Here is a 25,731-nt window from a genome sequence, read left to right as displayed (position 1 = left end):
TTTAACTTAAATTGAGAAGTTTTAATTATTTTATGTAAGTTCTAGATCTTACATAAATCAAAAAATGATCTTAAAGCGTAAATTATATTGATATTGGAAGTTCCTTCTCCCGCTGGGAGAGGCTAGGATGAGGGGCTTTTATATTGAATGTTGGGTTAGCACTGCCACATCTTACAGTGAAAAGTTTAAATATATTTGCGTAGACCATACCTTACTTTTCGTAGGGGAATGCCAAACCTTGCGTTATAAATAAAGCGGTGCTGATGGGTATAAAAAAATGCTTCTATATGATCAGATCAGTATTTTATGAATTGCGCTTTATATTTCTTAACTACATTTGATGTATTTTCACACTTAGGTTGATACAAATTTCATTTGTCTTGCAAGCTCTTTAAAGTAATGATTTGACCAGATATCTAATACGTTTAGATCACGAATAAATGGCGCTACATCTTGTTTAGCCTGCCCGAAATCAACTGAATCTATTCGTTTAAGCAATAAGTCTAAAAAATCTTGCTGGCTCAAATTATCTTTATTCCAATCACCACTTTGTCTTGCACGTTCGCTAAAGTGTTCAAGATTAAGTTTAGCATTTTGACGCACATACCATTCAAAATCGAACCAATCCCGCCCCTTGACACGATTTTTCCATTTTCTAAACAATAAAGCATGCATTTTCCCTGCATATAGATCTTCAAGTGTGAAACACTTAGTGTAGAAAGAAAAAGGCTGTAATAGGAGTTTTTCTTCTGTATGAAATAACATTGGAGGGTTGGTATCCACCTCAAATTTTATTTTTAATGTTCTATGCCCAGCCACTTTAATATCATAAATACTGGTGTTCTTTTTGAGAAATGCAGAAACTATGGCTGTTTGATTGGTTTTGTTACGCTGGCTGATTTCAACATCAAACCCCAGCGCAGTGAACTCTTGTTTGATACTGTTAAAATAAGGCTCAAGGCTAAATGTTTCATCTTCCTCTAGCAAAGAAAAATCTAAATCTTCTGAGAATCTTGGTAAGTTATAGAATATTCGAAGGCAGGTGCCACCATAAAATGCGGCTTTATTAAAAAAACCTGCTCGCTGTAATCCAGCCAAGGCTATTTCCTGCATAATTTCACGTAATACATGTTCATTGTCTTGATTAGGCTTTAAATCATATCGATTTAACATTTGCTCAATAATATTCATGCTATTTCCTGTAACAGCCCTTTTAGCACCTTAAATAAGTGGGTTTTTATCCCAGCTCCTATATAAGCATCAATGATCGTAAAATCGAAATCAACCAACATATCCATATCTATACGTAAATCTTCCTCTAAAAAAATCTGCATCGACTGCTGGCTGGTCATCCGTAAATTACGAGTGGTTAGAAGTTTATCGCAGAGTGCTTTTTCAGGGCTTGCCAATAAAAAATAACCATGCTCAAAAGGCTGTGACTGGATACCAATAGGGTAAACGGACTGAGCTATCGTATGGTAAGAAAATCTTCCCAAGGCGTTTTCAATTGATAGTGAACGTTTAGTTGTAACCGATGTTATTTCTACTACTTTTTCTGGGATAATTCCATGCCATGACAAAGCATAGTCTAGAGATACACATGAAGGGCCATATAAATGATTTGCAATAAGTGGCAAACAGGGAGTGCTATTGCGCCATAAATCTCCCACCAAATACAAACCTCGCTGTAATGGAATTAATGTCCCTGCTTTTATCCATCTTGAAATTTTATCATTCGGGTTCTGATATTCTTTCAGGAACGATAGTAGAGTACCGTGATGAATGGGAATATTTTTAAATTCGCTTAATTTAAGATCTTGCATAAAATGTACATATAATCCAATTAAATCAGATTATATCATCATTTTTTACAAGACAACTAAAAACTGTAATTGCTTAACGATTGCAGTTTAGTTTTTTACATTAACATTACCTGACTTATTTCAAACTATAGTCAACCTGTCAAAAAGCTAAGATACAATAATGTAATTTTTCTTAATTAATATTTTTAATTAAATCAATTGCATGGAAAAATAAATTGTTTGATTATAAAAAGCTTGCACAGCCACATCTTACAGTGAAAAGTTTAAATTTAATTTGTGTAGGCGATGCCTGACTTTTGAAAGATCAAAAGTAACAAAAATCTTCTGCTTGGCGAGGGGTACATCCTTATACCCCCGCCAAACGGCGACATCCTTGTCGCCATGCGGTAGCTACACCATGTAAGATTTAATGATGTAAAAAGCGGAAATTTTGATCCGTTTAGGATTGCTTTATCCCCCCTCCTTGCGAAGTTAATACTTCTCACCTTTTCAAAGGAGGGAGTTTTCCATTACTCAAACTAATTGTGTTTCACTTAATTCCATCGCCCAATGTCAACATCCATGTCGCCATACGATAGCTACACCGTGTAGGATTCAATGATAAAGAGTGGTTAATTTCCGCTCAGTTGATTTGTATTATCAGTCAGCCAATTCAATTTTAAACCCATAAAAAAAACTGCAATGATTAACGATTGCAGTTTAGTTTTTTAAACAGCTTTAGCTTACTTCAAAGCTTATTTCAGACTATAGGCAATCACATAGTCACCATGATCAGGAGATTGTCGAGCACCGCCCGCAGTCACCATCACATATTGCTGACCTGTTTTAGGTGAAACATAGCTGATTGGCGTTCCTTGGCTACCGACAGGTAAGCGTGATTTCCACAACTCTTTACCTGAAGATGAATCCAAGGCACGTAAGTAGTAATCTTGCGTTGCTGCAAAGAAGACTAAGCCACCTTGTGTTGCCATTGGTCCACCAATGGTTGGCATACCAATCGGTGCTTTTAATCCCATTTTGATGCCCATCGGTCCAGTGTCTTCCACTGTTCCCATCGGCACTTGCCAAGCGATCTGACGCGTTTTCATATCAATGGCTGTCATGGTGCCATAAGGCGGTTTTTGACATGGGATATTCAACTTCGACCAGAAGCGATCTTTATTGACTTTATACGGTGTACCTTTCATCGGTACAGCGCCCATACCTGTATTGACCTTTTCACCACCATTTGCCTGAATTGCCAAATCTTCAGGTGTTTGTTCGATCAACTGAATCCATAAACCTAAACGCATGTCGTTGACAAACATATATTGATGGCTTGGATCAAAGGCAATACTGCCCCAGTTCATGCCACCCAAAGAGCCTGGGAAACTTAAAGATTTATCTTTACCCGGTGCAGTATATAAGCCTTCATAACGCATAGATTTAAAGCCGATACGACACATCAGCTGGTCAAACGGTGTTGCGCCCCACATATCCGATTCAGTCAAAGTTTGATTACCAATTTGTGGCATTTCAACTGAACGTGGTTGAGTTGGGCTATATTGTTCACCTGGGATATCCGCAGCTTTCACGGGCTGTTCAATCACTTTGGTTAATGGCTTACCTGTTAAGCGATCCAGTACAAAGAATTGCCCAGATTTGGTTCCAATCACCACAGCAGGTTGACTCTTACCCTCTTGCATTGGGAAATCGACCAAACTTGGTTGCATCGGTAAATCAAAATCCCATAGGTCATTATGAACAGTTTGATAGACCCATTTTTCTTTACCTGTGGTTGCATCTAAAGCCAATACGGATGAATTGTATTTATGATCCAAAGGTTGACGGTTGCCTCCCCAAACATCCACAGATGAGCTACCCATTGGTAAAAATACTGTGTTCATTTTTGGGTCATACGACATTGCTGCCCAAGAGTTTGCAGAACTGCGTTTATAGGTTTCACCTTCTTTTAACACATGGTTTGGATCAGGATTACGTGGATCAAATGCCCAGCGCAATTGACCTGTGATCACATCATAAGCACGAATCACCCCACCCGGCATATCTGCGGCAAGGTTATCTGCAATACGACTACCCACCACAATCACTGTGCCCGCAATAGTTGGTGCAGAGGTCACTTCAAAACGTGGCGCGGTGGTTCCTTCACCCAAACCTTTGAGTAAATCAACCGTTCCATCAATACCAAAATCTTTACAACGTTCACCGGTATCAGCATTGACCGCAATTAAACGACCATCTGGTGTGTTGGTATAAACACGGCGTAGACAAGCGGTATTATTAGCGACAGCTTGAACAGGGGTTGCACCAGCCAAAGTCGGTTGGGTTAGTGCTTGGGTTGAATCGAAGTAAGCCACACCACGACAACGTTCCCATGCATCCGATTTAGAGTTTACTTCGGCTTTCCAAAGCTGTTTACCTGAGTCAGCCTCTAAAGCAAAAATATTGTTATGTGGTGTACATAAGAAAATCTTGTTGCCCACCTGTAAAGGGGTCATTTGATCTTCTGCACCATTACCTGAACCCGTGGTGAAATCACCTGTACGAAAACGCCATGCTTCTTTGAGTTGATGGACATTATCACGAGTAATTTGATCAAGTGCAGCAAAGCGACTGCCGCCTGCATCCTGACCATAATTCTGCCAATTGCTTTGTTTCATGTCCGCTTGAACAGGAACCAATGGCAATGCCTGACCTGTTGCTGCAACCGTTGGATGTGGTTGAAACATTTGATAAAGCCCAATCAGCATGCCTAAAACCGTGAGTGCACCTAAGCCAAAAGCTGGCAAACTCGCACTCGGTTGAAACTGGTAACGACGAATCGCGGGTAAAGTAAACATCAATGCAGCGAATAAACCTGCTGGAAACATCAGTCTTGAAAATAAAGGCCAAAATTCCCAGCCTGCATCCAGCAATGACCAGATGATGGTACCCACAAACACCAAACTAAACAGCCAGACACCGAGTGCTTTTTTCTTAAAGATAAAAATTGCTGATGCCAATGTGATTACACCAGAAATCACGAAATACCATGATCCTCCCAGTGTCGCCAACTTAACTCCGCCTACAGTAAAGAATGCTCCTGTTACAAGCAAAGCCAAACCTAAGATAAAACACCATATTTTTAATACGGTATGTGTCCTTGTAGATTCAGTCATACGTCATACTCCTAAATTAGAAATTCACACGCATGCTTAAACCAGCAACCCATGCATCATCCACTTCTTTTACACCCGCAGGCTGATGGATATATTGTAGGTTTGGTCGTAGCATGATTGCAGGTGACCATTGATAGGTATAGTTCAATTCAACATTGAGCTCATCACGTTGCACAGGCACATAATCTGTTGCAAACCTATCGTACTGGTCATAACCACGGCTGTTATTGGTGGCAATCTGACGATCTTTATAACGATCATTGACCATATAATTTGCAAGCCCAAATCCGATTGAATCATTAGGGCGACTGTCAAAAGGTCCTTTGTACCAGAGTGCAAGTTGTTGGGTACTTTGTACTGCCGTGGTGGCTTTATCATTGACAACTGCATTAAAGCTCACGAACAAACCACGTTTAGGGTCCTGCCCTTTTTGGCTCAGTTGTTGTTGTGCATTAAGCCAAAAACTATGTTTGCTATCATGTACCTTTCCTGCGATCGCAATATCATTGGCTTCAGCTGTCGAGTACAGCGCACCGACTTTATACTCGCCTGCTAAACCATCAAATGCTGCTAGTTTTGGACGCCATGCCAGTTCTACTGGAATGGTGGCACCTTTAACATTGCGCATATCCAAGTTAAAACCATCATTTTTGCCAGTTTTAATGTTGTCAGGATTGACTTCATAAACACCGACACCGAGTGTCCACTCAGGTGCAAATTGGTACTTCACATTGGTTCCCCATAAACCTACGGGTAAGTTGTACCAAATCGAACCAATGGATTTGCCCAGTTGTCCACCACAAAGTAATAGGTTTTGAAACTCACATTGTGAACCATTAAAGTCATCCGACATGCCCATACGGCCAATCTTGAATTGGACTGTATTGTCAGCAAAGCCTTTTTTGACCCATGCTTGGGTCAGGCGCCAGATTTTGCCTCGTCCATAAATTTCTTGTGAATTGCCTAAAGCACCAGAACGCGGGTCTTTAATGCTTTCTAAAGTTAAAGCATTACCATCACGTTTGGTGATTAAGATATTGGCTGTGGTGTCTTTCCAGCCCGCGATTTTATTTAAATCAAAGTTTGCACCCAACGCCAATTGCGCTGCATTTTCAAAGCTGTTGTTGTCGTGATAGCCACCGTCTAAATTGGTTGCAGCTTGGCTCATAATAGAGGCCGTAAATTTATAGCCGTCTTTTTCCAGTTGTTGGCGTTGTCCATTCCAATCGCCCAATAACCATTGACGATCTTGTGACCAAGCTTGCTCAGCAAAACTACTCTGAGCCATACACAGCGCAACGGCTAAACAGCTCAGTTTGATCGATAATCCATTTAAACTCATATTACTTCCTTATTATTTGTTATTTCAGTTTTACCGCTGAGCTAAGTTCAGATGTTGCGCCTAGACGATCTGTGATATTGGCTGTGATTGATGCAACTTTCATTGTCGGTTTCCAAGTCACGCTTGCTGTGCCTTGGGCATTGGTTGCAACAGTACTTGAGCCTAAATAAAACTCGGCTTCATTTGCGCTTGCTTGTGAGTTGCCAAAAAATTCAACTTGATAACGTTGATTTGGTTGTCCTTTTACTTCTACCGCAATTTGACCTTTTGCTAAGGTCAATTTAGGTGCTTGAATATTTTGATTTGGTTGTGGATTACAGCCTTGTTCATTGGGTTGCTGGCAGGTCTTTTGTAAATTTGCTGGATCAATTTTTACGCCATGACCACGTGAACCAACAAAGTGCGCATGTTCTAATCCCGGAATATCAAAAATAATTGCGCCTAATCGTTGATTTGGTACACAGCTTCCACCCGCTTCACAGCGCTTAATGTCTTTGCCATTATTCCAAATTTGATTTTTGGTTAATGTGATATGCGCATTGGCGTCTTTTTCTGAACGAATCGCAATACCGACTCGATTGCCATGGACTTTATTGCTGTCAAAAATATTGCCATCACCGGTGAGGTTAAAGCCGTTGGAGTTATTGGTGAGTTCGTTATAGGCAATATAATTGCGTTTGCCCCAGTTGATCTGTAAGCCATCTGAATAGTTTTCAAACTTGTTACCAATCACCGCATTGTCATTGCCCCATAAAATTTCAATGCCTTGTGATGGCTCTGGGTTTGCAGCAGTGGAAATAAAGTGATTATTGGCAACCAAGTTAAATGCAGCACCACGAGTTAGCTCAAGTCCATCACCATTGTCTTGGAAATAGTTATTCAGCACTTTATTATTATTGGTGGTGGTCGCAGTTGGATTACCTTTACCATCATCCCCTGTCAACATTACCCCTGCACCACCATAGTTGTGCATAATACGGTTATTTTGGATCAGGTTATTGCTGGCGCGATTCATCAAGATTCCAATACAAAAACGACGGATCTCTAGCCCTTGAATGCTGACGCCGTTGATGTCACGTAATACAATTCCCGGCAAAGTTGTGGTACGAACATTGGTTCCGAACTGCCCTTCAACCGCACCTGGGCAAGCTTCAACCCCTGTACCTTTAATATAATTTGAGCCATCAATCGCGATAAACTCACCGGTTTTTGCCCACTGTGTACCGATGATTTTTACTGGTGCTTTAATTTCTGGCAGTGGGCTGTTGACCTTAATGGCATAAGGCGCTTGCCCAACCGCTTGAATCAAAATCTCACTGGCTTCACTTGGCTTACTGTTGGCTTGCTCAATCGCCCAACGTAATGAACCTTTTTCATGATCATCTTGATAACGGTCTACCACATAGCTTTCCGCCATTGCCAAACCAGAAATCGCTAGGCCAAGTGCCAATGTCGTTAAACGTAATGAAATCATTTTCATGTCTAAAAATTCCTTTTAATTTATGGTGTAGGTTGAACGGTTTTTAATAACTGTTTGAGTTGGGTCACATCAATTTGACCGGGCGCAGAAGCCTCACCGATCATGCCAAAACTAAAGCTGCCGCCCATATTGGCTGTGGCAATTCGAGAAATCGTGCCGAGTTTGCCCATCGACATGGTGAGCAATGGTTTTTTAGATTGCTGGCTGACTTTTAAAGTGGCATTCATCAAAGTAAATACATCTTGTTTACTTTGTGGCATCACTGCGATTTTAAGAATATCTGCACCAAGCTGATCTTGTTTAAGCAAGCGTTGAACGATTTCTGCTTCATCAGGGGTCTTTTTAAAATCGTGATTGGACATCACAATCAATACTTTTTGTTCATGTGCCAATTTAACGGTGTTTTTCACCACTTGCGGATCTCGGAACATTTCCACATCCAGCATGTCCATAAAGGGTTGGCGTAAATAGGCTTGATAAGTTTTGCCATAATCCGCATCGCTGATGGTCAGTTGCCCGCCTTCTTTATGCGTACGAATAGTGGCAATCACCGGTTTAGAACCTAAAATCTGTTTAAGCTCATGTCCTAAAGCAATCACTTGCTTAGTGTCACTGGCAAAGTTGAGCAGATCTATGCGGAACTCAGCCAAATCCGCATCTGGATTATTGGCAATGATTTTTGCCTGTGCTAAGGCTTGTTCTTTGGTTTTTGCTGTAATTGGGACGATGGTCTTTACTGGGAGTTTTGCCAGTTCTGCAAGTTCAACTGGGCTTGGTGAAACAGATTCTGCCTGTGTCATTTGAAAGGTAAATATGGAGCTAAGCGCAAGCGTCAATGCTGCAAGTTTTTGTAGTTTCATTTTCTATTTTCCTTAATAGATTATTGCTGTGTTGATTGCGTTTTCGCTTAATTGCGATTTCATTTAAGTGCTTTTCGTCGATCTTAATCTCTCCTCATCCCTCCCTTGTGGAACCTCAATCGTTCCTTAGCTTTTAAAAAGGGAGGAGTATCGCGAATCTCAAGACTGAGATGATTCCAAAGCAAGACCTCCCTTTCAAAAAGAGAGATCTTGAGGATTGTTAAATATCAAAAAACACGGTTTCGTCTTCACCTTGAATGCGAATATCAAAGCGATACACGATTTCACCGTCGACTTCACTGCGTTTAGCAATCAGGGTTTGGCGGCGGACTGCCCACTCAATACTATTGAGTACAGGGTCATTGGCATTTGCTTCAACTTCATCGTCAAAATAAATACGGGTATGCAAACCAATGTTAATTCCACGAGCAAAGAGTGCGACTGCAATATGTGGTGCTTGAGTTGAACCTTTACGCCCTGCTACAGCCCCTGGTTTAATGGTGTCAAAACTCCAAAAACCTGTTTCAAAATTTGCGCCTGTACGCCCCCAACCCTGAAAATGAGCATCAGCAGTTTTGCCTTGGGTATCGGCCTGACTTGGATAAACCCCATTGGCATCGGCTTGCCAGATTTCCAGCAATACATCTCTTAATGGTAAACCCAGTCCATCAAACACTTGACCTTCAATACGGATGCGTTGACCTTGAGTGTGTTGTTTCACCAACTGGTTATCGAAGCTATGTTCAAATACTTCAATATTGGCTTGTTGTGGCAATAAACCGATATGCACATAAGGACCACCTGTTTGTGATGGGGTTTCCTTAATTTCCTGAAAATTCCATGCATTCATTGTCTGAGTTCCTTAAGTCAAATCATTTTCAAAATAAGTCGCACGACGACCACGCAGATGAATATCAAAGCGGTAACAACGACTATCTGATTCAATGAAATTGTTTTTATCTTCTAATGCGATCAAGGCACGACGCTGATCTTCAGATGGAATGGTTTTTAAAATCGGGCAAGTATCTATCAGGGTATCGCCCTCAAAATAGAATTGCGAAATCAAACGTTGTGCCCAACCATCGGCAATCAATGAAAAATGGATATGCGCTGGACGCCATTCATTGATTCGGTTACGCCACGGATATGGCCCCGGTTTAATGGTACGGAAAATATAAAAACCATTTTCATCAGTTAAGGTACGACCACAACCACCAAAGTTAGGATCCATTGCGCCAATAAATTTGTCATTTGGATGGCGATAACGACCTGAGGCGTTGGCTTGCCAAACTTCCAATAAGGCATTTTTTACAGGGCGACCAAACTGGTCACGTACATAACCATGCACAATAATTCGCTCACCGACTGGGAGCCCTTCTTTGACATAGTTCAAAATCAAATCATTGTCTTTTGCACCAAAAATTTCAGGTGAAAAATGCGGTGAAGTGACTTCAGTTAATGTTTCATTAATCGAGATCAATGCATTTTTGGGCGAGCGTAATACACTGGTTTTATAGCCTGGTGTATATGCTGGCGGGTGATCTTCTGTATTCCGTGGCGGATATGCACCCAATGTATGACTTAACATGCCTATCTCCTTAATCCTGTTGTTGTGCAGCGACAGGTTGCACTTCTATTCCAAGTTCTTTAAAAACATCTTCAGCCATGTGCATTGCAGCATTTGCGGCTGGCAGTCCCGCATACAATGAGCTGTGTAAAATTAGTTCTTTGAGTTCGTCCTTGGTAACGCCATTGTTAAAGCAAGCACGTAGATGCATTCTGAGTTCATCTTCTCGTCCCAATGCCAACAAGATAGCAATGGTGACTAAACTGCGGGTATGCCGTGGTAAACCTTCACGTGACCACACCTCACCCCAAGCAAAACGGCTAATAAAATTTTGAAAATCTTGGTTAAAGTCATTCAAGTTTTCTAAAGAACGACCGACATGTTTTTCACCCAATACTTCGGTGCGGACCTGTAGTCCTTGTTGGTAACGTTGTTCATCATTCATGGAAATTGTCCCTCTTTATGATCTTATTTCTGATCTTGAGAAAGTTAGCTTGCATCGGTATGCGCCACTAAGGATTTAACAAAAATTGCCACAGCCGCAGCGGTTGCAGGAATCATCAATAAGCTTAAAATTGCGGTAAAAGACCAATCATTGCCGAGTAAAACAGCACCAATCCAAGCCCCAAACACTGCACCAAAACGACCGATCCCTGTCATCCATGCCACACCAGTTGCACGACATTGAGTTGGGTAAAAACGGGCACTTAATGCTGGCATTGCAGACTGTGCACCATTGATTGCCACCCCTGCACATAACACCAAAATGGCCAATAATGTTGGGTTGCTGAGGCTTTGACCTACGGCAACAGCAAATAAGCCAGCGATAAAATAGAATGCTGAAATAATGCGGTTCGGGTTAAAACGATCCATTGCCCAACCAATAAATAACGCACTCAACACACCACCAAACTGGAATAGACCGCCAATAAATGCTGCGCGTTCCATGGTTGCGCCGGTTTCACGCATCAAGGTTGGTAACCAACTGGTCAGTAGATAAATCACCACCAAGCCCATAAAGTAGGTTGACCATAACAACACTGTGCCTTTGGCAAATTTTTGCGAAAACAACATGCCAAATACATTTTTCTTTTGTGCCACAGCAGACTGTTCTTCTGGGATATAAAAGCTGTCAGCAAGCTGTACTTTTTCAGGTGCAATATGACTCAGGATTTTGCGAACTTTTGCAGCATCTCGACCTTTAACAATCAAGAAGCGATATGACTCAGGTAACAGCACAATCACCAATACCATCAGGATCAACGGTGAAATACCACCGAGCAAAAATAAGCTGTGCCAACCAAAGGCAGGAATCAGCCAACTACTAACAAAACCACCTGTGGCCATACCCAAGTTATAACCACAAAACATACAGGTCACGAGCAGTGAACGAACACGGTTCGGGCAGTATTCTGAAAACAATGTGGTGGCATTTGGCATTGCTGCGCCTAGGCCGATACCGGTTAAAAAGCGCAGTACAACCAAACTGTCTAAGTTTGGCGCATAAGCTGATGCCAAGGTAAAGCCACCAAAGATCAACATTGAAATAGTTAATACAATCTTGCGTCCAAAACGATCCGCAGTAGGTCCTGAAACCAATGCACCAATGATCATTCCACCCAGTGCTGCACTCATCACAGGTCCGAGTTGAGAGCGATCAATCCCCCAATCCTGTGCCAGAGCTGGTGCAATAAAGCCCATTGCAGCCGTATCGATTCCATCAACAAATACAATCAGAAAACAAATGATTGCAATCATCCATTGATACTTGCTGATCGGTGCATCATTAATGAGTGCCTGAGCATCCATACTGTTTTTTGGGGCAGCAAATTCCTGTGCCATAGTTGCCTCCTTGTAGGCGAATTCCTTTCTAACCCTAGACGGTTATATGTTCTGAATAAACTTGGACAATGCCTGACTGAACACTTGTGGTTGTTCAATATTGGACAAATGAGACGCTGCCAAGATTTCAAGTTGACTGGTTGGAATGGATTGATGCATAAACTCTGCATCTTGAACCGTCGTTACAGGGTCATATTGGCCTGCGATAATTAAAGTTGGGATTTGAATTTGATTGAGCTGATCTCGAACATCGGCATCTGCCAAAGCTCGACAGGCATTGGCATAGCCTTGTGCAGGTGTCACCGCTAAACTTTGTATGGTTTTTTGAGCAAGCACATCATGTGCATAATCAAAATGCCCACTAAACCAACGGGTATGTGTGGTTTTAACAATTTCAGCCAGCCCATCTTGCTCTACGCTATCAGCACGACTATTCCATGCTTCAGCTGTACCAATTTTCGCGGCTGAGTTTGCCACAGTGATGCTATAAAAGCGTTCAGGGTATTGAATAGCCAGTGTGAGTGCAGTGATGCCACCCATTGAAATTCCACAAAAATGTGCTTTTTCAATATGCCATGTATCTAAGATATCAATCACATCGTCGGCAAAGTTTTGCAGCGTACTGTTGGCAATCACATCACTTGCACCATGCCCACGAGTATCATAAGTAATGATCTGATAGTGTTGTGCCAAAGCATCTACTTGCGCTTGCCACATCCCATGATCTGTTCCAAGTGAGTTAGAAAATATAATCACGGGTGCATTTTTTACGCCTTGGATTTGAACGGCAAGTTGCTGTCCTTGACGATTTTTAATTTTCATACTGACTTTCATGATTTAGACACTCCTTGTGCTGCTTGTAGTACGGCATCAATTTGTGCCTGAATATTGCCCAAGTAAGCGGCTGGTTTAAAAATCTCTGCTAATTCCTGTGCACTTAGATGAACATTCACCTCAGCCATTGCTGACAACACTGTTTTTAAATGCTGCTGTTGCGCAATAGCCTGCTGACAAGCTTGCTCAACCAAATGATGCGCATTTAAGCGTCCAATTTTAGCTGCCAATGCCATCATTGCAGCTTCTGCCATGACCAAGCCCTGAGTACACTCAAGGTTGCGCTGCATCGCTTCTGCATCGACTTGCATATGTTCAAGTACATCTGTCGTGCGTTCTAAAGCACCTGCGCATAACTGGAAAATTTCAGGAATCACCAACCATTCTGCATGCCAAGAACCTAAAGCACGTTCATGTTCTTGCAACATGTTTTGGTAGACACTTGCCATTAATGCAGGCACACGGTTGGCTGCTGCAAGTACGCAAGCGGCTGCAACTGGATTACGTTTGTGTGGCATGGTGGATGAGCCACCACGGCCTTTTGCAGTGGGTTCAAAAACTTCAGCAATTTCAGTTTGCATCAGCAAAGACCAGTCTTTTGCCATCTTGCCAACATTACCGACGATCAGTGCAAGTACACTGGCAATTTCAACAATGCGGTCACGCTCACCGTGCCATGTACACTCAGGAGAGGTTAAATTCAATGCCGCAGCATAGGCTTTAACCACCGCGGAACCTTGGTCTTGTAATGATGCCAATGAACCCACGGCCCCACCGAGTTGAGCAGTAAGAACGCGACTTTTCATCTCGCTTAGACGATCAAGATCACGTTTAAATGCCGCAGCCCAACGCGCAAACTTATGCCCTAAAGTAATTGGTAAGGCTTGTTGCAACCAAGTGCGACCAATCATGACTTGGGCACGATACTGTTGTGCTTGGTCTAATGAAACTTGATAAGCCTGTTGTACTTGTTTTTCGATCAGCCCCAAAGCATCACGGCATTGCAGAATCGTGGCTGTATCAATAATGTCTTGGCTGGTTGCGCCCCAATGTACATAACGCGCTGCCTCTTCATCCTGTTGTTTTACTATCGCAGTAAATTGCTTAACCAAAGGAATCGCAATATTTCCCGCAAGAGCCGTCGCGGTTGCCAATGCTTCAAAATCAATTTTTGCTAAGGCCTGTTGTCCAACTTGTTCAATGATGTTGGCTGCAGATAGTGGAATCACACCCACTTGCGCCTGTGCTTTTGCCAAAGCCACTTCGGCTTGGATCATATAAGCCAATAAGGCATGATCGCTAAAGATTGCTGTGACATCAGGCTGATAAAATAAGCTGGCGTATAACTGGCTCATCAGATACCTCACTCAACACGTTGAATAATTAATGCAATACCCTGACCTACCCCAATACACATTGAACATAGAGCATATTGCCCTTTGATCTGTTCAAGTTGATTTAAGGCTGTGGTCACCAGTCTGGCACCTGATGCGCCCAAAGGATGACCTAAAGCAATCGCCCCACCATTAGGATTGACACGTGCATCATCATCTGCCAAACCTAAATCACGGGTTACAGCCAAAGCTTGGGCAGCAAAAGCTTCATTTAGTTCAATCACATCCATTTGCGCTAAACTAAGATCAGCTTGTTTGAGCAGTTTCTTAATTGCAGGCGCAGGTGCAAAGCCCATAATTCGTGGTTCAACCCCCACCGTGGTTGCTGCAATAATTTTGCCGCGTGGTTTTAATTGGTATTTTTCTACAGCTTCATCTGAGGCGATCAATAATGCCGCTGCACCATCATTAATCCCTGATGCATTACCCGCCGTGACCGTACCATCAGCTTTGACCACGCCTTTAAGTTTTGTCAGTGCTGCTAAAGTGGTTGATGCACGTGGATGTTCATCGGTATCCACAAGCACAGCATCACCTTTACGCTGTGGAATAGTGACAGGCACAATCTCATTTTGGAAAAAGCCTTGAGCTTGTGCTGCCGCAGTACGTTGTTGGCTGTTGAGCGCAAACTGATCTTGATCCGCACGGTTAATATTGAATTGCTCTGCCACGTTTTCAGCAGTTTGTGGCATGCTGTCCACACCATACAATTCTTTGAGTTTTGGGTTGATAAAGCGCCAGCCCATGGTGGTGTCTTCAATCTTTTGACTGCGTCCAAAAGCACTGTCCGACTTACCCATCACATAGGGCGCACGGCTCATGCTTTCTACACCACCGGCAATGATTAAATCTGCTTCATTGGCTTTGATGGCACGAGCTGCCATGGCAATTGCATCCAGTGATGATCCACATAAACGGTTCACAGTGGTTGCTGGCACTTGGTATGGCACACCTGCCAATAATGCTGACATACGCCCGACATTACGATTGTCTTCACCAGCCTGATTGGCACAACCATAAATCACATCATCGACTTGCTGCCAATCTACCGTTGGATTACGTTGTATCAATGCTTGAATTGGAATAGCACCGAGGTCATCTGCACGGACTGGTGCAAGACCACCGGCATAACGACCAAATGGAGTACGGATGGCATCTATGATGTAAGCGTTTTTCATGTTGTTTATATCCTTAAATAATCTCCCTTGCGCTGCTACTACCACAGCTCACCTCTTTGTAAAAGAAGAAGTTCCCCTCTTTCATAAAGAGGGGTTAGGGGAGATTTAATCATTCCGCAAAGGAAGGATTTATTATCCCTGTGTCGCATCAATTAAGTGAGCACCCGTCAAAGCCTGTAATTCTTCAAAGCTCAGACCTGCAACTTTTTCAAGTACTTTTAAGCCATCTGTAGTCACATCAATCACGCATAAGTCGGTATAAATACGATCAACACAATGCTTACCTGTCACGGGATAGCTTAGTTCTTCAACAATCTTAGGTTCACCTTGTTTGGTTACATGATCGGTGGTGATAAACACTTTCTTTGCCCCTACAGCCAAATCCATTGCACCACCCACCGCAGGAATCGCATCTGGCGCACCGGTATGCCAGTTGGCAAGATCACCATTAGCTGCCACTTGGAATGCACCTAATACAGCAATATCCAGATGTCCACCACGCATCATGGCAAAAGAATCACCATGATGGAAAAACGAGCCACCCGTTAGCATGGTGACATATTCTTTGCCTGCATTAATCAGCTCAGGATCTTCTTCACCTTTGGCGGGTGGAGGACCAAAAGCCAATAAACCATTTTCAGAATGTAGAAAGACATCTTTGTCTGTTGGCAGATATTTTGAAATCTTGGTCGGTAAACCAATACCTAAATTGACATAAGCACCATCGGGAATATCTTGGGCAACACGTTCAGCAATTTGGTCACGGCTTAGTTTTTGGTAGCTCATTGTTATTCTCCATTACCATTGGCTGCATTAACTGCAACCACATACTGAACAAAAATCCCTGGGGTAATAATGTGTTCAGGATCGAGCTGACCCAGTTCAACCACCTCTGAAACCTGTGCAATAGTGACATCTGCAGCCATCGCCATAATTGGACCAAAGTTACGTGCTGATTTGTTATAAACCAAGTTGCCCCAACGGTCGCCTTGATGTGCTTTAATCAGTGCAAAGTCTGCTTTAATTGGATATTCAAGCACGTAGTCTTTGCCATCGATATGACGGGTTTCTTTACCATCTGCCAATAAGGTGCCAAAACCTGTTGGGGTAAACACTGCACCTAAACCCATTCCTGCGGCTTGAATACGACACGCGAGATTACCTTGTGGAACCAGTTCCAGTTCGATCTTGCCCGCATGATAGAGTTCATCAAATACCCAAGAGTCAGACTGACGTGGGAAAGAACAAATGATTTTACGGACTGCACCCGATTTAAGCAGTTTAGCCAGACCATAATCGCCATTGCCTGCATTGTTATTGACAATCACCAGATCTTTAACGCCAAGTTCAATCAGCCCATCGATCAGCTCTGCGGGCTGTCCTGCTGTTCCAAAGCCACCAATCATAATGGTTGCACCATCTTTGATGTGGGACAGAACCTCGCTCAATGAGGTGGCGCTTTTATCAATCATCTGACTACTTCCTGTACTATGAATCACTCATTTGTTTCATCCTAGAAACCGATGAAACATAAGTTGAGTGTTTTGTTCGGATTTCTTATCTTCATTCTTGATAAATTTTGTATTTACTTCTAGGCTTGAAGGGAGGTTTTGTTCGATCATTATTTTTTATGTTCGATGATCGAACTTTATCCCACTAAAACAGTCTACTTTCGGTTTAAAATAATTTTACGGAATCTGATTTAAAATAAGGATCTGCGTTATGGACAATGACCAAAAAAAAACCACCCGATTTATCCACCATACTGAAAATAAAAAGATCATTCGCCATGAGGATTTTATTGCAGGGATTGCAAAAGGTTTGGCGATTTTGGAATGTTTTGGACCTGAACGACATCGTTTTAACATCAGCACGGCAGCTGAGAAAACAGGAATGACCCGTGCAGCAGCGCGTCGCCATTTACTCACATTAGAATACTTAGGCTATTTAGACTTTGACGGACATTATTATTATTTAACCCCGAAAATTCTCAAGTTCTCTGGCGCTTATTTAGACGGCTCCCCTTTACCTAAAATTTGCCAACCCTTATTAAATTTATTGACCAACCAAACCTCACTGATTTATTCCGTGATGGTTCTCGATGGTTACGAAGCAATTACCATTGCACGTAGTGCTGCGCACCAACAAACAGACCGAGTTAATCCCTATGGCTTACATTTAGGCAATCGTTTGGCTGCGCATGCAACCTCTGCGGGGAAAATTTTATTGGCGCATTTAACGATTGAAGAAAAAAAACAGTGGCTGACCCAGTATCCATTAAAGCGTTTCACTAAATACACCCATACAGAAAGTGCTGCCTTTATAGAATTACTGCATGAGATTAAAGAACAAGACTGGTGTTATTCCTGTGAAGAACATGAATTGGGGGTGCACGCTGTGGCAGTTCCGATTTATGACTCAAATGCCGTTGTTGTTGCCGCACTCAATATTGTCTCCCCCACCATACGCACCACCAAAGATTATTTAATTACGCATATCTTGCCGTTACTGCAAGAAACAGCGCGGGATTTACGCCAAGTGATTTAGCATCTGTTCAGATAACAACATCTTTTACATGGCAAAATATACTTTGTGAAGAGGACACTTTACCAAGTTGCTAAATATGTTTTACATATGCCATTGATAAATTGTCTGTTCACACTGTTTGCTTAACAACACTTGCTGTTCAGCTTCATGATCCTTTTGTTGGCTACTGTATTCTGAATGCGTGTGCCCTAAATGTGTAGATTTGGAATGATGTGCAAAAGAATGATTGTGCTCAGAATGTCGATGCGCTGATTGCTGCGCTTGAGAATGATGATGCTGAGGTTGATTGTGCTGAGATAAATGGTCATCAGAAGCGCCATGATCATGCTCACAGTCATGGTGGTGAAATGAATCTTTTTGTACTGAATGATCTTGTTCCACATCATCTTTTCGAATACAACAACCCGCAACATATTGGCTCGTGCCATCCAGATAAAACTCTTCTTTCCATACGGGAACCTCATGTTTTACCCGTTCTACTGCTTCTTCACAGGCAGCAAATGCTTCACGGCGATGCGCTGCATAAGCAATCGCAATAATGGCTTTTTCACCGATGTTTAAAGCACCAATACGATGAATAACCCGTACATAAGCCACTGCAAATTTTTGTTGAATCTCTTGCTCAATTTGGCGAATCATTTTTTCTGAAACAGGCGTATAGGCGGTATATTTCAGTGCTTTGACCGCTTTGCCTTCATGATGATTACGTACTGTTCCAATAAAGATGCCAATGCCACCGCATTCAGGAAAGTCTTGAATCGGGTCAAAACTGTCTTGAGTTAAGGCTGTATCCTGAATTCTGTTGAATTGTTTAAGCGTCTGTTCAAATGTATGCATATCAACCTCCCGCAACAGGTGACAGTAAAACCACTGTGCTGTCCGATGTTAATAAGGTCTGACGTGGGATAATGTCTTCGCCTATTGCACATGCACAACGCTCAAGCATGTTTCCTGCATGGGGATAAGCACGTACCACATAATCCAAAACATCCGAAAGCATCATGTCAGACTCGCATTGCAAAGTTAAATCGGTCGGCAGTAAACGTTCAATTGCACCAAAGCATTCAATTTTTACGATCATGTGCTGCTGGATATCTTTGAATTGATTGGCGATATTTGCCAAGTCTTGTGTATTTAAAATTTTAAATTGATCTAACATATTAACCTCCAATCATATACATACTGATTTTTCGAGATGATGAATGTTTTGATTTTGGCTGTTGATAAATCTCATCAAAGCCTTGTTTTTTCTGCCAAATATAATCAGACAAAGTATCTTTTAATTGTCGATGCTGTGGCGAATCTAATGTTGTTGGCGAATATACAGCTGCATTTGGTGAACTGATATGCGCTAATCGGAGAGGCTCTAAAACAGCTAAATCCTGATTCAATGCCTTAATTTGCGCTTTTAGGCTGATCCCCCTTGGCGCAAATAGACAATTATAAAAATCACCTTGTGCAGTTAAGCGTACACGGTCACATGTGCCACAAAATGAATTGGTAATGGTCGAAATGATGCCAATCGGATAACCATCAATAAAATACTGCCGTGCAGGCTCGGAAGACTGTCCTTGCTGTAAAGTGACAACAAAGTCCTGCTGTAATTGAGCTAAAATTTCTTGCTCACTGACAATATTAGCTTGCGACCAAAGACCAGCACCATCCAAAGGCATAAATTCAATAAATCGCACGGTAAAATGGTGTTGAATCGACCAGTGTGCTAAGGGCAAAATCTGATCATCATTGATACCTTTGATCAATACAGCATTGATCTTGATCTTAAAGCCTGCTTGTTGTGCTGCGACAATGCCCTCTAACACGGGATGTAGTTCTTTTTGAGTCAGTGCCTTAAATTGTGCTGGATCTAGACTATCCAGACTGATATTCAAGTCATCTAAACCTGCTTGTTTTAACTGGCTTGCGTATTGTTTAAGATAGTGTGCATTGCTGGTCATTGAAATACGTTTGAGCCCCAGCTTTCTTAATTTTTGTAGCTCATCAATAAAGTGCACCACACCTTGACGCATTAACGGCTCACCACCAGTGATCCGAATCTGTTCAATGCCATGTCGCACCATAAACTCACAAAACACATAAAGTTCTTCAAAACTGAGTAAATCGTGTTTTTTCATCCATTCAGGATGTTCGGGCATACAATAGACACACTTAAAATTACAGCGATCTGTCACTGAAATTCGGAGTTTACGCTTGCTACGACCATATTGATCGACAAAAGCCTTACCCACTTCGTATTGTGTCATTGCATTCATTTACACATCCCAAGCACGATTTAAATTCAAGATTGTTTAAAACTTAAAATCTGCGCTATTTTATTGATCTTGAAATTGCAAAAAGTGTTCCAACTTTGATCATTCACCAATGTGCTTCAGCTAAAACCTGCTCGAATTCTCTCAAAAATAGAGATTTGCAAAAAACGAGTCCAAACCAAGCCAATCAATGTAAAAACTTGAGCTGTTGATATTGCTGTAATTCATCCAAAGAATTGATGCTGTGAAAAAACAGTGCATGATTTGCAAAAAACGCTTCCTGAGCGTGCAAATCAGAAAAACATGCCTTTAAACTGCGTTGTCCTTGTTCAATATGAGTGCAGATTTGATTTAAAGCACTGCGCTTTAACAAACAAAATGGATATAAGGCTTTGCCATTGATATTGACATAAGCCACTTGTGCTAAGGGATGACCCGCTAAAGCCATATGTAATCTTTCAATAACCTCAGGTGGAATAAATGTCACATCACAGGGCACAAAAAGTACATAGTCAGATGTCACATAAGACCATGCACTTTTTATTCCCATCAGCGGACCATAAAAGCCTTTTTCATCATCCTGATAGCAATACAAACTGGGAATAAGTTTTTGATAAATTGAATAATCACGGTGGCTATTGACCCAAATCTGCGCGACTCGATTTTTTAATTGTTGATGAATCTTAATCAATTGGATTTGATCATCAAATTTCTGTAACAGTTTATTGATTCCATTCATACGCCTTGCCTGACCACCCGCAAGAATGACAAGATCAGTTTGTGGATATTGCTTGGCTTTCTTGGGTTTTATAATTCTTTTCATTGTGTAAGCTCCGCTTGACAGGCTTTAATCAATCCGCGAATTTCAGGTAGACATGAACCACAATTACCGCCTGCTTTTAGGCATGCAGTCACTTGTTTTTCATGATTGATATTGTTTTCTTTAATGGTTTGAATAATTCGATTTTTGCCTACCTTAAAACAACTACATACCAATGGCCCTTCACTATTGCCCATCGACATGGCTTGTCCAGCAAGTAAGGCTTTACGATGCATCGCACTTAAACGATCACGTTTAAATAAACTGGCAACCCAATCACGATCAGGCAACAAGGCTTTGGGTGCAATATATAAACTTGCAATAAGGCGACCTTCTTTTAACACCACACTATGGCTGATGTGTGCAGTTTGATCTTCCAAGTTCAACCACTCAAAACTCTCATCTTCAAAGGGTAAGAGTTGTTTGAGATGTTGGGTAGTTTGGGTAAAACGACGACGATCCGCCAATTCATAGCGTACTGCTTTGGCGGTCTGAATTTTTGTCCACCACACCGTATTTTCGATGCTATTTTTAACAATGTGTTCATACCCTTCGCGGACATAAAATACCCCTTGCCACTGAGTATAAAATGGCTGAATCATCACAGGGGTATGTTTGAATTCTGGCTCGCCTGAAATTGCATCTACCACTGGATTGACCACTTTGCCAATACGGGCATCCGAAGCAAATTGATCATTCCAATGAATCGGGGCGAAAATTTGTCCACGGCGGATATTGTCACTAAGTACAGCACGCAAGACACAATTGCCCCAAGCCGATTTGATTTCGACCAATTCGCCTTCTTTCAAGCCATATTTCAATGCATCATTGGGGTGAATTTCACAAAAGGGTTCTGCTTTATGGGTGCTTAAATTGGCAGATAAACCTGTACGGGTCATGGTGTGCCACTGATCTCGAATCCGCCCTGTATTGAGAATTAAAGGATATTCAGTATTGCTTTGATGGACTGGATCTATCGCCATCGTGGCAATAAATTTAGCTTTGCCATCTGCATGGCTAAACTGCCCCTGTGAAAACAATTGTGCGAATGCATGCTCAGCCTGATTGCGCATGATCACTGGCCATTGAATGGGCGCCAATTGATCATATTCATCCAATGAAAGATCAGTTAAACCTTGTAAATTGAAATAACGAAAGCTTTGTGTATTTGATCGCGTATTAATCTCTGCATTTTGATAGGCAGATAACAATGCATGTTCTTTAAAAATCTCGTGGCTATTTGCAAAATCAAAGCCAGTAAATCCAAGCTTTTTAGCCACTTGTGCCACAGCCCACCAATCTGCTTTGGCCTGCTCAGGTGGGTCTAAAAAAGCGCGTTGTCGTGAAATACGGCGTTCTGAATTAGTGACCGTGCCATCCTTCTCTCCCCAGCCCAATGCAGGTAACAGCACATCGGCAAACTGCGTGGTGTCGGTATCTTTGCAAATATCAGAGACCACAACAAACTCACAACTGTTTAAAGCACGTTTGACCTGATCGGCATTGGGTAGGCTGACCACCGGATTGGTCGCCATAATCCAAATCGCTTTAATCTTGCCACTTTCCACTGCTTCAAAAAGATCAACGGCTTTTAATCCAACATGTTTGGCAATGCTTGGACTGTTCCAAAAACGTTGCACAAGCTGTTGATGTTGTTGATTGTCTAAGTCCATGTGTGCTGCCAGCATATTGGCAAGTCCACCCACTTCACGCCCGCCCATTGCATTGGGTTGTCCTGTCATAGAGAACGGTGCTGCGCCCAATTTTCCAATTTTGCCCGTCAACAAATGACAATTAATGATGCTATTGGCTTTGTCCACACCACGTGAAGACTGGTTTACCCCCATTGAAAATAGGGTCATGACTTTTTCTGTTTGGGCAAACTTTTCAAAAAAGAGCTGGAGTTTTTCTAGCGAAATTCCTGTTTTCACTGCAACATCTTGGAGATCTGTTTCAGCTTGTGAGCTTTTTAGTGCCGTCTCTAGCCCTTGGGTATGTGCCTCTACAAATGCGCTATCCGCATAACCCTGTTGATATAAATATTGTAATAGCCCATTAAACAAGCAAACATCTTGACCAATCAAAATAGGCAAATGCAAATCAGCTGCTTCACATGTGGCAGTAAAGCGTGGATCTATCACCACCACAAATAAATCACTTTGCTTTTGTTGTCTTAATTCTTTGGCTTGCATGATGCGTTGATACATCACGGGATGACACCATGCTGTATTTGAACCGACCAAAATCACCATGTCAGTATGTTCAAAATCATCATAACTTGCAGGTACCAAATCCTCACCAAAAGCACGCTTATGTGCGGCAACCGCCGAAGACATACACAATCTTGAATTGGTATCGATATTGGCTGTACCCAAATAGCCTTTAACGAATTTATTCACCACATAATAGTCTTCCGTCAACAACTGACCCGAAACATAAAATGCAACACTGTCACGACCATATTGCTCGATATAGTGTTGGAATTTATTGGCAATTAAATCTGTTGCGCTATCCCAATCTGTGACTTGCTGATGGGGATGACGTCCAAGCATTGGATATAAAACACGTGTGCCCAGCCCCAGCGTATCGGCTAAATTACTGCCTTTAATACACAGTTTTCCGTAATTCGAGGGATGATTGACATCGCCAACCACAGACACTTTTTGTCCTAGCGTGGTGTCTTGCACTGTTGCTGTGACACCACAGCCTACACCACAGTAGGGACAAGTGGTGTGTGTACTTGTGATCTTTTGTTCTGTGGAGCTCGACAGTTCCACTAAAGGGATACTATTCATTGCTGCTGTGCTCCTCAATGCTATACATTCACTTGAATATGGCTTTCATTTTTAATCTCCCCCTCCTGTTAAGATAAAGGGGGTTAAGCGATATAAATCAGCCTGCTTTTTTTAATGCAAAATCCCGACCAAATAACAATTTATTGCGAATCGAAGAAATTGGGGTTTGATCAGCAATCAATTCAGCGTACCAAGTGCCATCCTCTGTATCACCAAACAGTACTGCACCCACGACTTTATCTTTTTGAATAATAATGCGTTTGTAGATTTGACGTTTTTCATCATTCAGAATAATGTCTTCGAAATCCTCTAGTGGCTGACTGTTTTCTAAATCAATGCGACCTGCTGAGAAAACATCACAACCACTGACTTTTAACTGGGTTGGAACAGTCGGTGCTTTAAAGGTCAAACTGCCGTGTTCGGCCAAATGTGATGCACAGATAAAGGCTTGACCCCATAAAGGTTCTACCAAACCAAACGTTTGGTTACGATGCTCAATACATTCACCCACTGCATAAATACTTGGATCATAGGTTTGCATGGTGTCATTGACCAACACACCACGATTACAGCGTAAACCCGCGCTTTGTGCCAAAGCCATATTTGGGCGAATACCCACGGCAAAAACCACCAGATCTGCATCTAAAAGCGTGCCATCTTTTAACCGAACCTGGGTGACATGACCATTTTCACCGAGTAATTCTTCTGTATTGGCTTCGGTGATGATCGAAATGCCCTTTTGTTCAATTGCTGTTTTCAACATTTGACTGGCTTTGGCATCAAGTTGGCGATCCATAATGCGATCCATCAAATGCAAAACCGTCACATTCATACCACGTTGCTTTAAACCATATGCGGCTTCTAGCCCCAATAGACCACCACCAATCACCACGGCATTGTGTTTAGATTTGCAGTAGTCGAGCATATTATTGACATCATAAATATCACGAAAGCTCAACACGCCATCTAAATCTGAGCCTTTGACTGGTGGAATAAATGGTTTTGAACCCGTGGCTAAAATCAAACGGTCATAGCTCACCACTAGACCTTTTTCGGTATAGACTTGCTTACGCGGACGGTCAATACGTACCGCAGCATCACCCGCAATAAAACGAATATTTTTATCGGCATACCATGAATGGGGATGTAGCATAATGTCGTCAATGGTTTTATCCCCTGATAAGACAGGCGACAGCATAATCCGGTTATAGTTACCCCAAGGCTCCTCACCAATCACCGTCACCTTATAACGATCAGGTGCCATATCCAGCAAATCTTCCAAGCAACGCATGCCTGCCAATCCGTTCCCCACCAGAACTAAATTGATTTTTTCCTGAGCCGTACCATTATTGGTGATATAGGTTTTTTGTGGGGTTGGACTAACCCAAACCCGACCATTTTCAATTTTGCTTGGAAAAACCAATAATTTTTGATCTTTGTCTTCTAAACAACGGCCTGTTGCTAAACTAAAATGTTGCTTATAAATCGGTGATGCAACTACACGTTCACCTTGTAAATCACCAATAATTCCACGCGACATCACAAAGGCTTTGCTAAATGGGTCTTGGTTGCTCAGCGCATATACACGCTTTTCACTGCCTACCCGAAAAATAGCCACTTGTTGTTGTCCCAGTAATGCGCCTACACCTATATTGGGCGTAATGTCTTGCAATGCACAAATATCCAGCCAATCGAGTTCATTCATATCTTTTAAAATCGTCATTGTATTTATCCTTTTAACACCGTTGATCAGATCTTCCACGAGGCTTGTTTTTAAGCTGTGGAATAAGGCCAATAAACCCAGTGTTCATATGCTTATGCTTC

21 protein-coding genes and 1 pseudogene are annotated in these 25,731 nt (G+C 42.1%); 1 reads left to right on the top strand and 21 read right to left on the bottom strand.

Annotation, left to right across the window (positions count from 1 at the left end):
* Positions 1-354: 354 nt before the first annotated feature.
* From ACZ5QH_RS06565 to ACZ5QH_RS06495, 15 genes are all read right to left on the bottom strand, one after another.
* Positions 355-1,191 (bottom strand): nucleotidyl transferase AbiEii/AbiGii toxin family protein, encoded by an 837-nt coding sequence (locus ACZ5QH_RS06565; protein WP_216070005.1) that lies wholly within the window; start codon positions 1,189-1,191, stop codon positions 355-357.
* Entirely contained in the window at positions 1,188-1,823 is a 636-nt protein-coding gene (locus ACZ5QH_RS06560; protein WP_303578044.1) for a type IV toxin-antitoxin system AbiEi family antitoxin domain-containing protein, read from the bottom strand. Before ACZ5QH_RS06560 ends, ACZ5QH_RS06565 begins: the two co-directional genes overlap by 4 nt.
* A 734-nt stretch (positions 1,824-2,557) precedes the next feature.
* On the bottom strand, positions 2,558-4,981 hold the full coding sequence (locus ACZ5QH_RS06555) for a glucose/quinate/shikimate family membrane-bound PQQ-dependent dehydrogenase (RefSeq protein WP_303578043.1): 2,424 nt from the start codon (positions 4,979-4,981) through the stop codon (positions 2,558-2,560).
* A 16-nt stretch (positions 4,982-4,997) separates the two neighbouring features.
* Positions 4,998-6,323 (bottom strand): carbohydrate porin, encoded by a 1,326-nt coding sequence (locus ACZ5QH_RS06550; RefSeq protein WP_244015407.1) that lies wholly within the window; start codon positions 6,321-6,323, stop codon positions 4,998-5,000.
* A 19-nt stretch (positions 6,324-6,342) separates the two neighbouring features.
* A complete protein-coding gene (locus ACZ5QH_RS06545) occupies positions 6,343-7,803 on the bottom strand; it encodes a right-handed parallel beta-helix repeat-containing protein (RefSeq protein ID WP_390883223.1) in 1,461 nt (486 codons plus the stop codon).
* A 20-nt stretch (positions 7,804-7,823) separates the two neighbouring features.
* Positions 7,824-8,663 carry a type I 3-dehydroquinate dehydratase gene (gene aroD / locus ACZ5QH_RS06540; RefSeq protein ID WP_303578042.1) on the bottom strand — a complete coding sequence of 280 codons (840 nt, stop codon included), beginning with the start codon at positions 8,661-8,663 and terminating at the stop codon, positions 7,824-7,826.
* A 220-nt stretch (positions 8,664-8,883) separates the two neighbouring features.
* On the bottom strand, positions 8,884-9,513 hold the full coding sequence (gene pcaG, locus ACZ5QH_RS06535; protein ID WP_034617756.1) for a protocatechuate 3,4-dioxygenase subunit alpha: 630 nt from the start codon (positions 9,511-9,513) through the stop codon (positions 8,884-8,886).
* A 12-nt stretch (positions 9,514-9,525) separates the two neighbouring features.
* Positions 9,526-10,251 (bottom strand): protocatechuate 3,4-dioxygenase subunit beta, encoded by a 726-nt coding sequence (gene pcaH, locus ACZ5QH_RS06530; RefSeq protein ID WP_464016785.1) that lies wholly within the window; start codon positions 10,249-10,251, stop codon positions 9,526-9,528.
* A 10-nt stretch (positions 10,252-10,261) separates the two neighbouring features.
* Positions 10,262-10,675 (bottom strand): 4-carboxymuconolactone decarboxylase, encoded by a 414-nt coding sequence (gene pcaC / locus ACZ5QH_RS06525; RefSeq protein WP_004722141.1) that lies wholly within the window; start codon positions 10,673-10,675, stop codon positions 10,262-10,264.
* Between the two features lie 44 nt (positions 10,676-10,719).
* Positions 10,720-12,072, bottom strand: coding sequence for a 4-hydroxybenzoate transporter PcaK (gene pcaK / locus ACZ5QH_RS06520; protein WP_056516286.1), 1,353 nt, complete (start codon positions 12,070-12,072; stop codon positions 10,720-10,722).
* Between the two features lie 42 nt (positions 12,073-12,114).
* Positions 12,115-12,894 carry a 3-oxoadipate enol-lactonase gene (pcaD, locus tag ACZ5QH_RS06515; RefSeq protein ID WP_034617775.1) on the bottom strand — a complete coding sequence of 260 codons (780 nt, stop codon included), beginning with the start codon at positions 12,892-12,894 and terminating at the stop codon, positions 12,115-12,117.
* Positions 12,895-12,902: 8 nt separating this feature from the next.
* Positions 12,903-14,261: a 3-carboxy-cis,cis-muconate cycloisomerase gene (pcaB, locus tag ACZ5QH_RS06510; RefSeq protein ID WP_303578040.1), complete on the bottom strand. Its 1,359-nt coding sequence runs from the start codon at positions 14,259-14,261 to the stop codon at positions 12,903-12,905.
* 8 nt (positions 14,262-14,269) lie between these two features.
* Positions 14,270-15,478, bottom strand: coding sequence for a 3-oxoadipyl-CoA thiolase (gene pcaF / locus ACZ5QH_RS06505; protein WP_464016784.1), 1,209 nt, complete (start codon positions 15,476-15,478; stop codon positions 14,270-14,272).
* Between the two features lie 132 nt (positions 15,479-15,610).
* The gene (locus ACZ5QH_RS06500; RefSeq protein WP_004721573.1) at positions 15,611-16,264 is read right to left on the bottom strand and encodes a 3-oxoacid CoA-transferase subunit B; all 654 of its coding nucleotides are present in this window, start codon (positions 16,262-16,264) and stop codon (positions 15,611-15,613) included.
* Positions 16,265-16,266: 2 nt separating this feature from the next.
* On the bottom strand, positions 16,267-16,950 hold the full coding sequence (locus ACZ5QH_RS06495) for a 3-oxoacid CoA-transferase subunit A (protein WP_464016783.1): 684 nt from the start codon (positions 16,948-16,950) through the stop codon (positions 16,267-16,269).
* A gap of 250 nt (positions 16,951-17,200) precedes the next feature.
* On the opposite strand from ACZ5QH_RS06495, the gene pcaU reads away from it, so the two are divergent.
* On the top strand, positions 17,201-18,025 hold the full coding sequence (gene pcaU, locus ACZ5QH_RS06490) for an IclR family transcriptional regulator PcaU (RefSeq protein WP_303577254.1): 825 nt from the start codon (positions 17,201-17,203) through the stop codon (positions 18,023-18,025).
* Between the two features lie 318 nt (positions 18,026-18,343).
* Here the strand turns inward: pcaU and ACZ5QH_RS06485 are convergent.
* The 6 genes and pseudogenes from ACZ5QH_RS06485 to nirD all read right to left on the bottom strand — a co-directional run.
* Positions 18,344-18,862 (bottom strand): annotated as a pseudogene (locus ACZ5QH_RS06485) (molybdenum cofactor biosynthesis protein MoaE); the annotation flags it as partial.
* A 1-nt stretch (position 18,863) separates the two neighbouring features.
* Positions 18,864-19,106 (bottom strand): MoaD/ThiS family protein, encoded by a 243-nt coding sequence (locus tag ACZ5QH_RS06480; protein ID WP_303577307.1) that lies wholly within the window; start codon positions 19,104-19,106, stop codon positions 18,864-18,866.
* 79 nt (positions 19,107-19,185) lie between these two features.
* Positions 19,186-20,295 (bottom strand): GTP 3',8-cyclase MoaA, encoded by a 1,110-nt coding sequence (gene moaA, locus ACZ5QH_RS06475; protein WP_303577256.1) that lies wholly within the window; start codon positions 20,293-20,295, stop codon positions 19,186-19,188.
* Positions 20,296-20,479: 184 nt separating this feature from the next.
* Positions 20,480-21,115 carry a molybdenum cofactor guanylyltransferase gene (mobA, locus tag ACZ5QH_RS06470; RefSeq protein WP_303577257.1) on the bottom strand — a complete coding sequence of 212 codons (636 nt, stop codon included), beginning with the start codon at positions 21,113-21,115 and terminating at the stop codon, positions 20,480-20,482.
* The gene (locus ACZ5QH_RS06465; RefSeq protein WP_303577258.1) at positions 21,112-23,907 is read right to left on the bottom strand and encodes a nitrate reductase; all 2,796 of its coding nucleotides are present in this window, start codon (positions 23,905-23,907) and stop codon (positions 21,112-21,114) included. The genes mobA and ACZ5QH_RS06465 overlap by 4 nt, the downstream gene beginning before the upstream one ends.
* 97 nt (positions 23,908-24,004) lie before the next feature.
* A complete protein-coding gene (gene nirD / locus ACZ5QH_RS06460) occupies positions 24,005-25,630 on the bottom strand; it encodes a nitrite reductase small subunit NirD (RefSeq protein WP_303577259.1) in 1,626 nt (541 codons plus the stop codon).
* Positions 25,631-25,731 lie beyond the last annotated feature (101 nt).

The organism is Acinetobacter sp. Ac8 (genome assembly GCF_055392545.1).
This window is presented reverse-complemented; position numbering and strand designations above follow the sequence as displayed.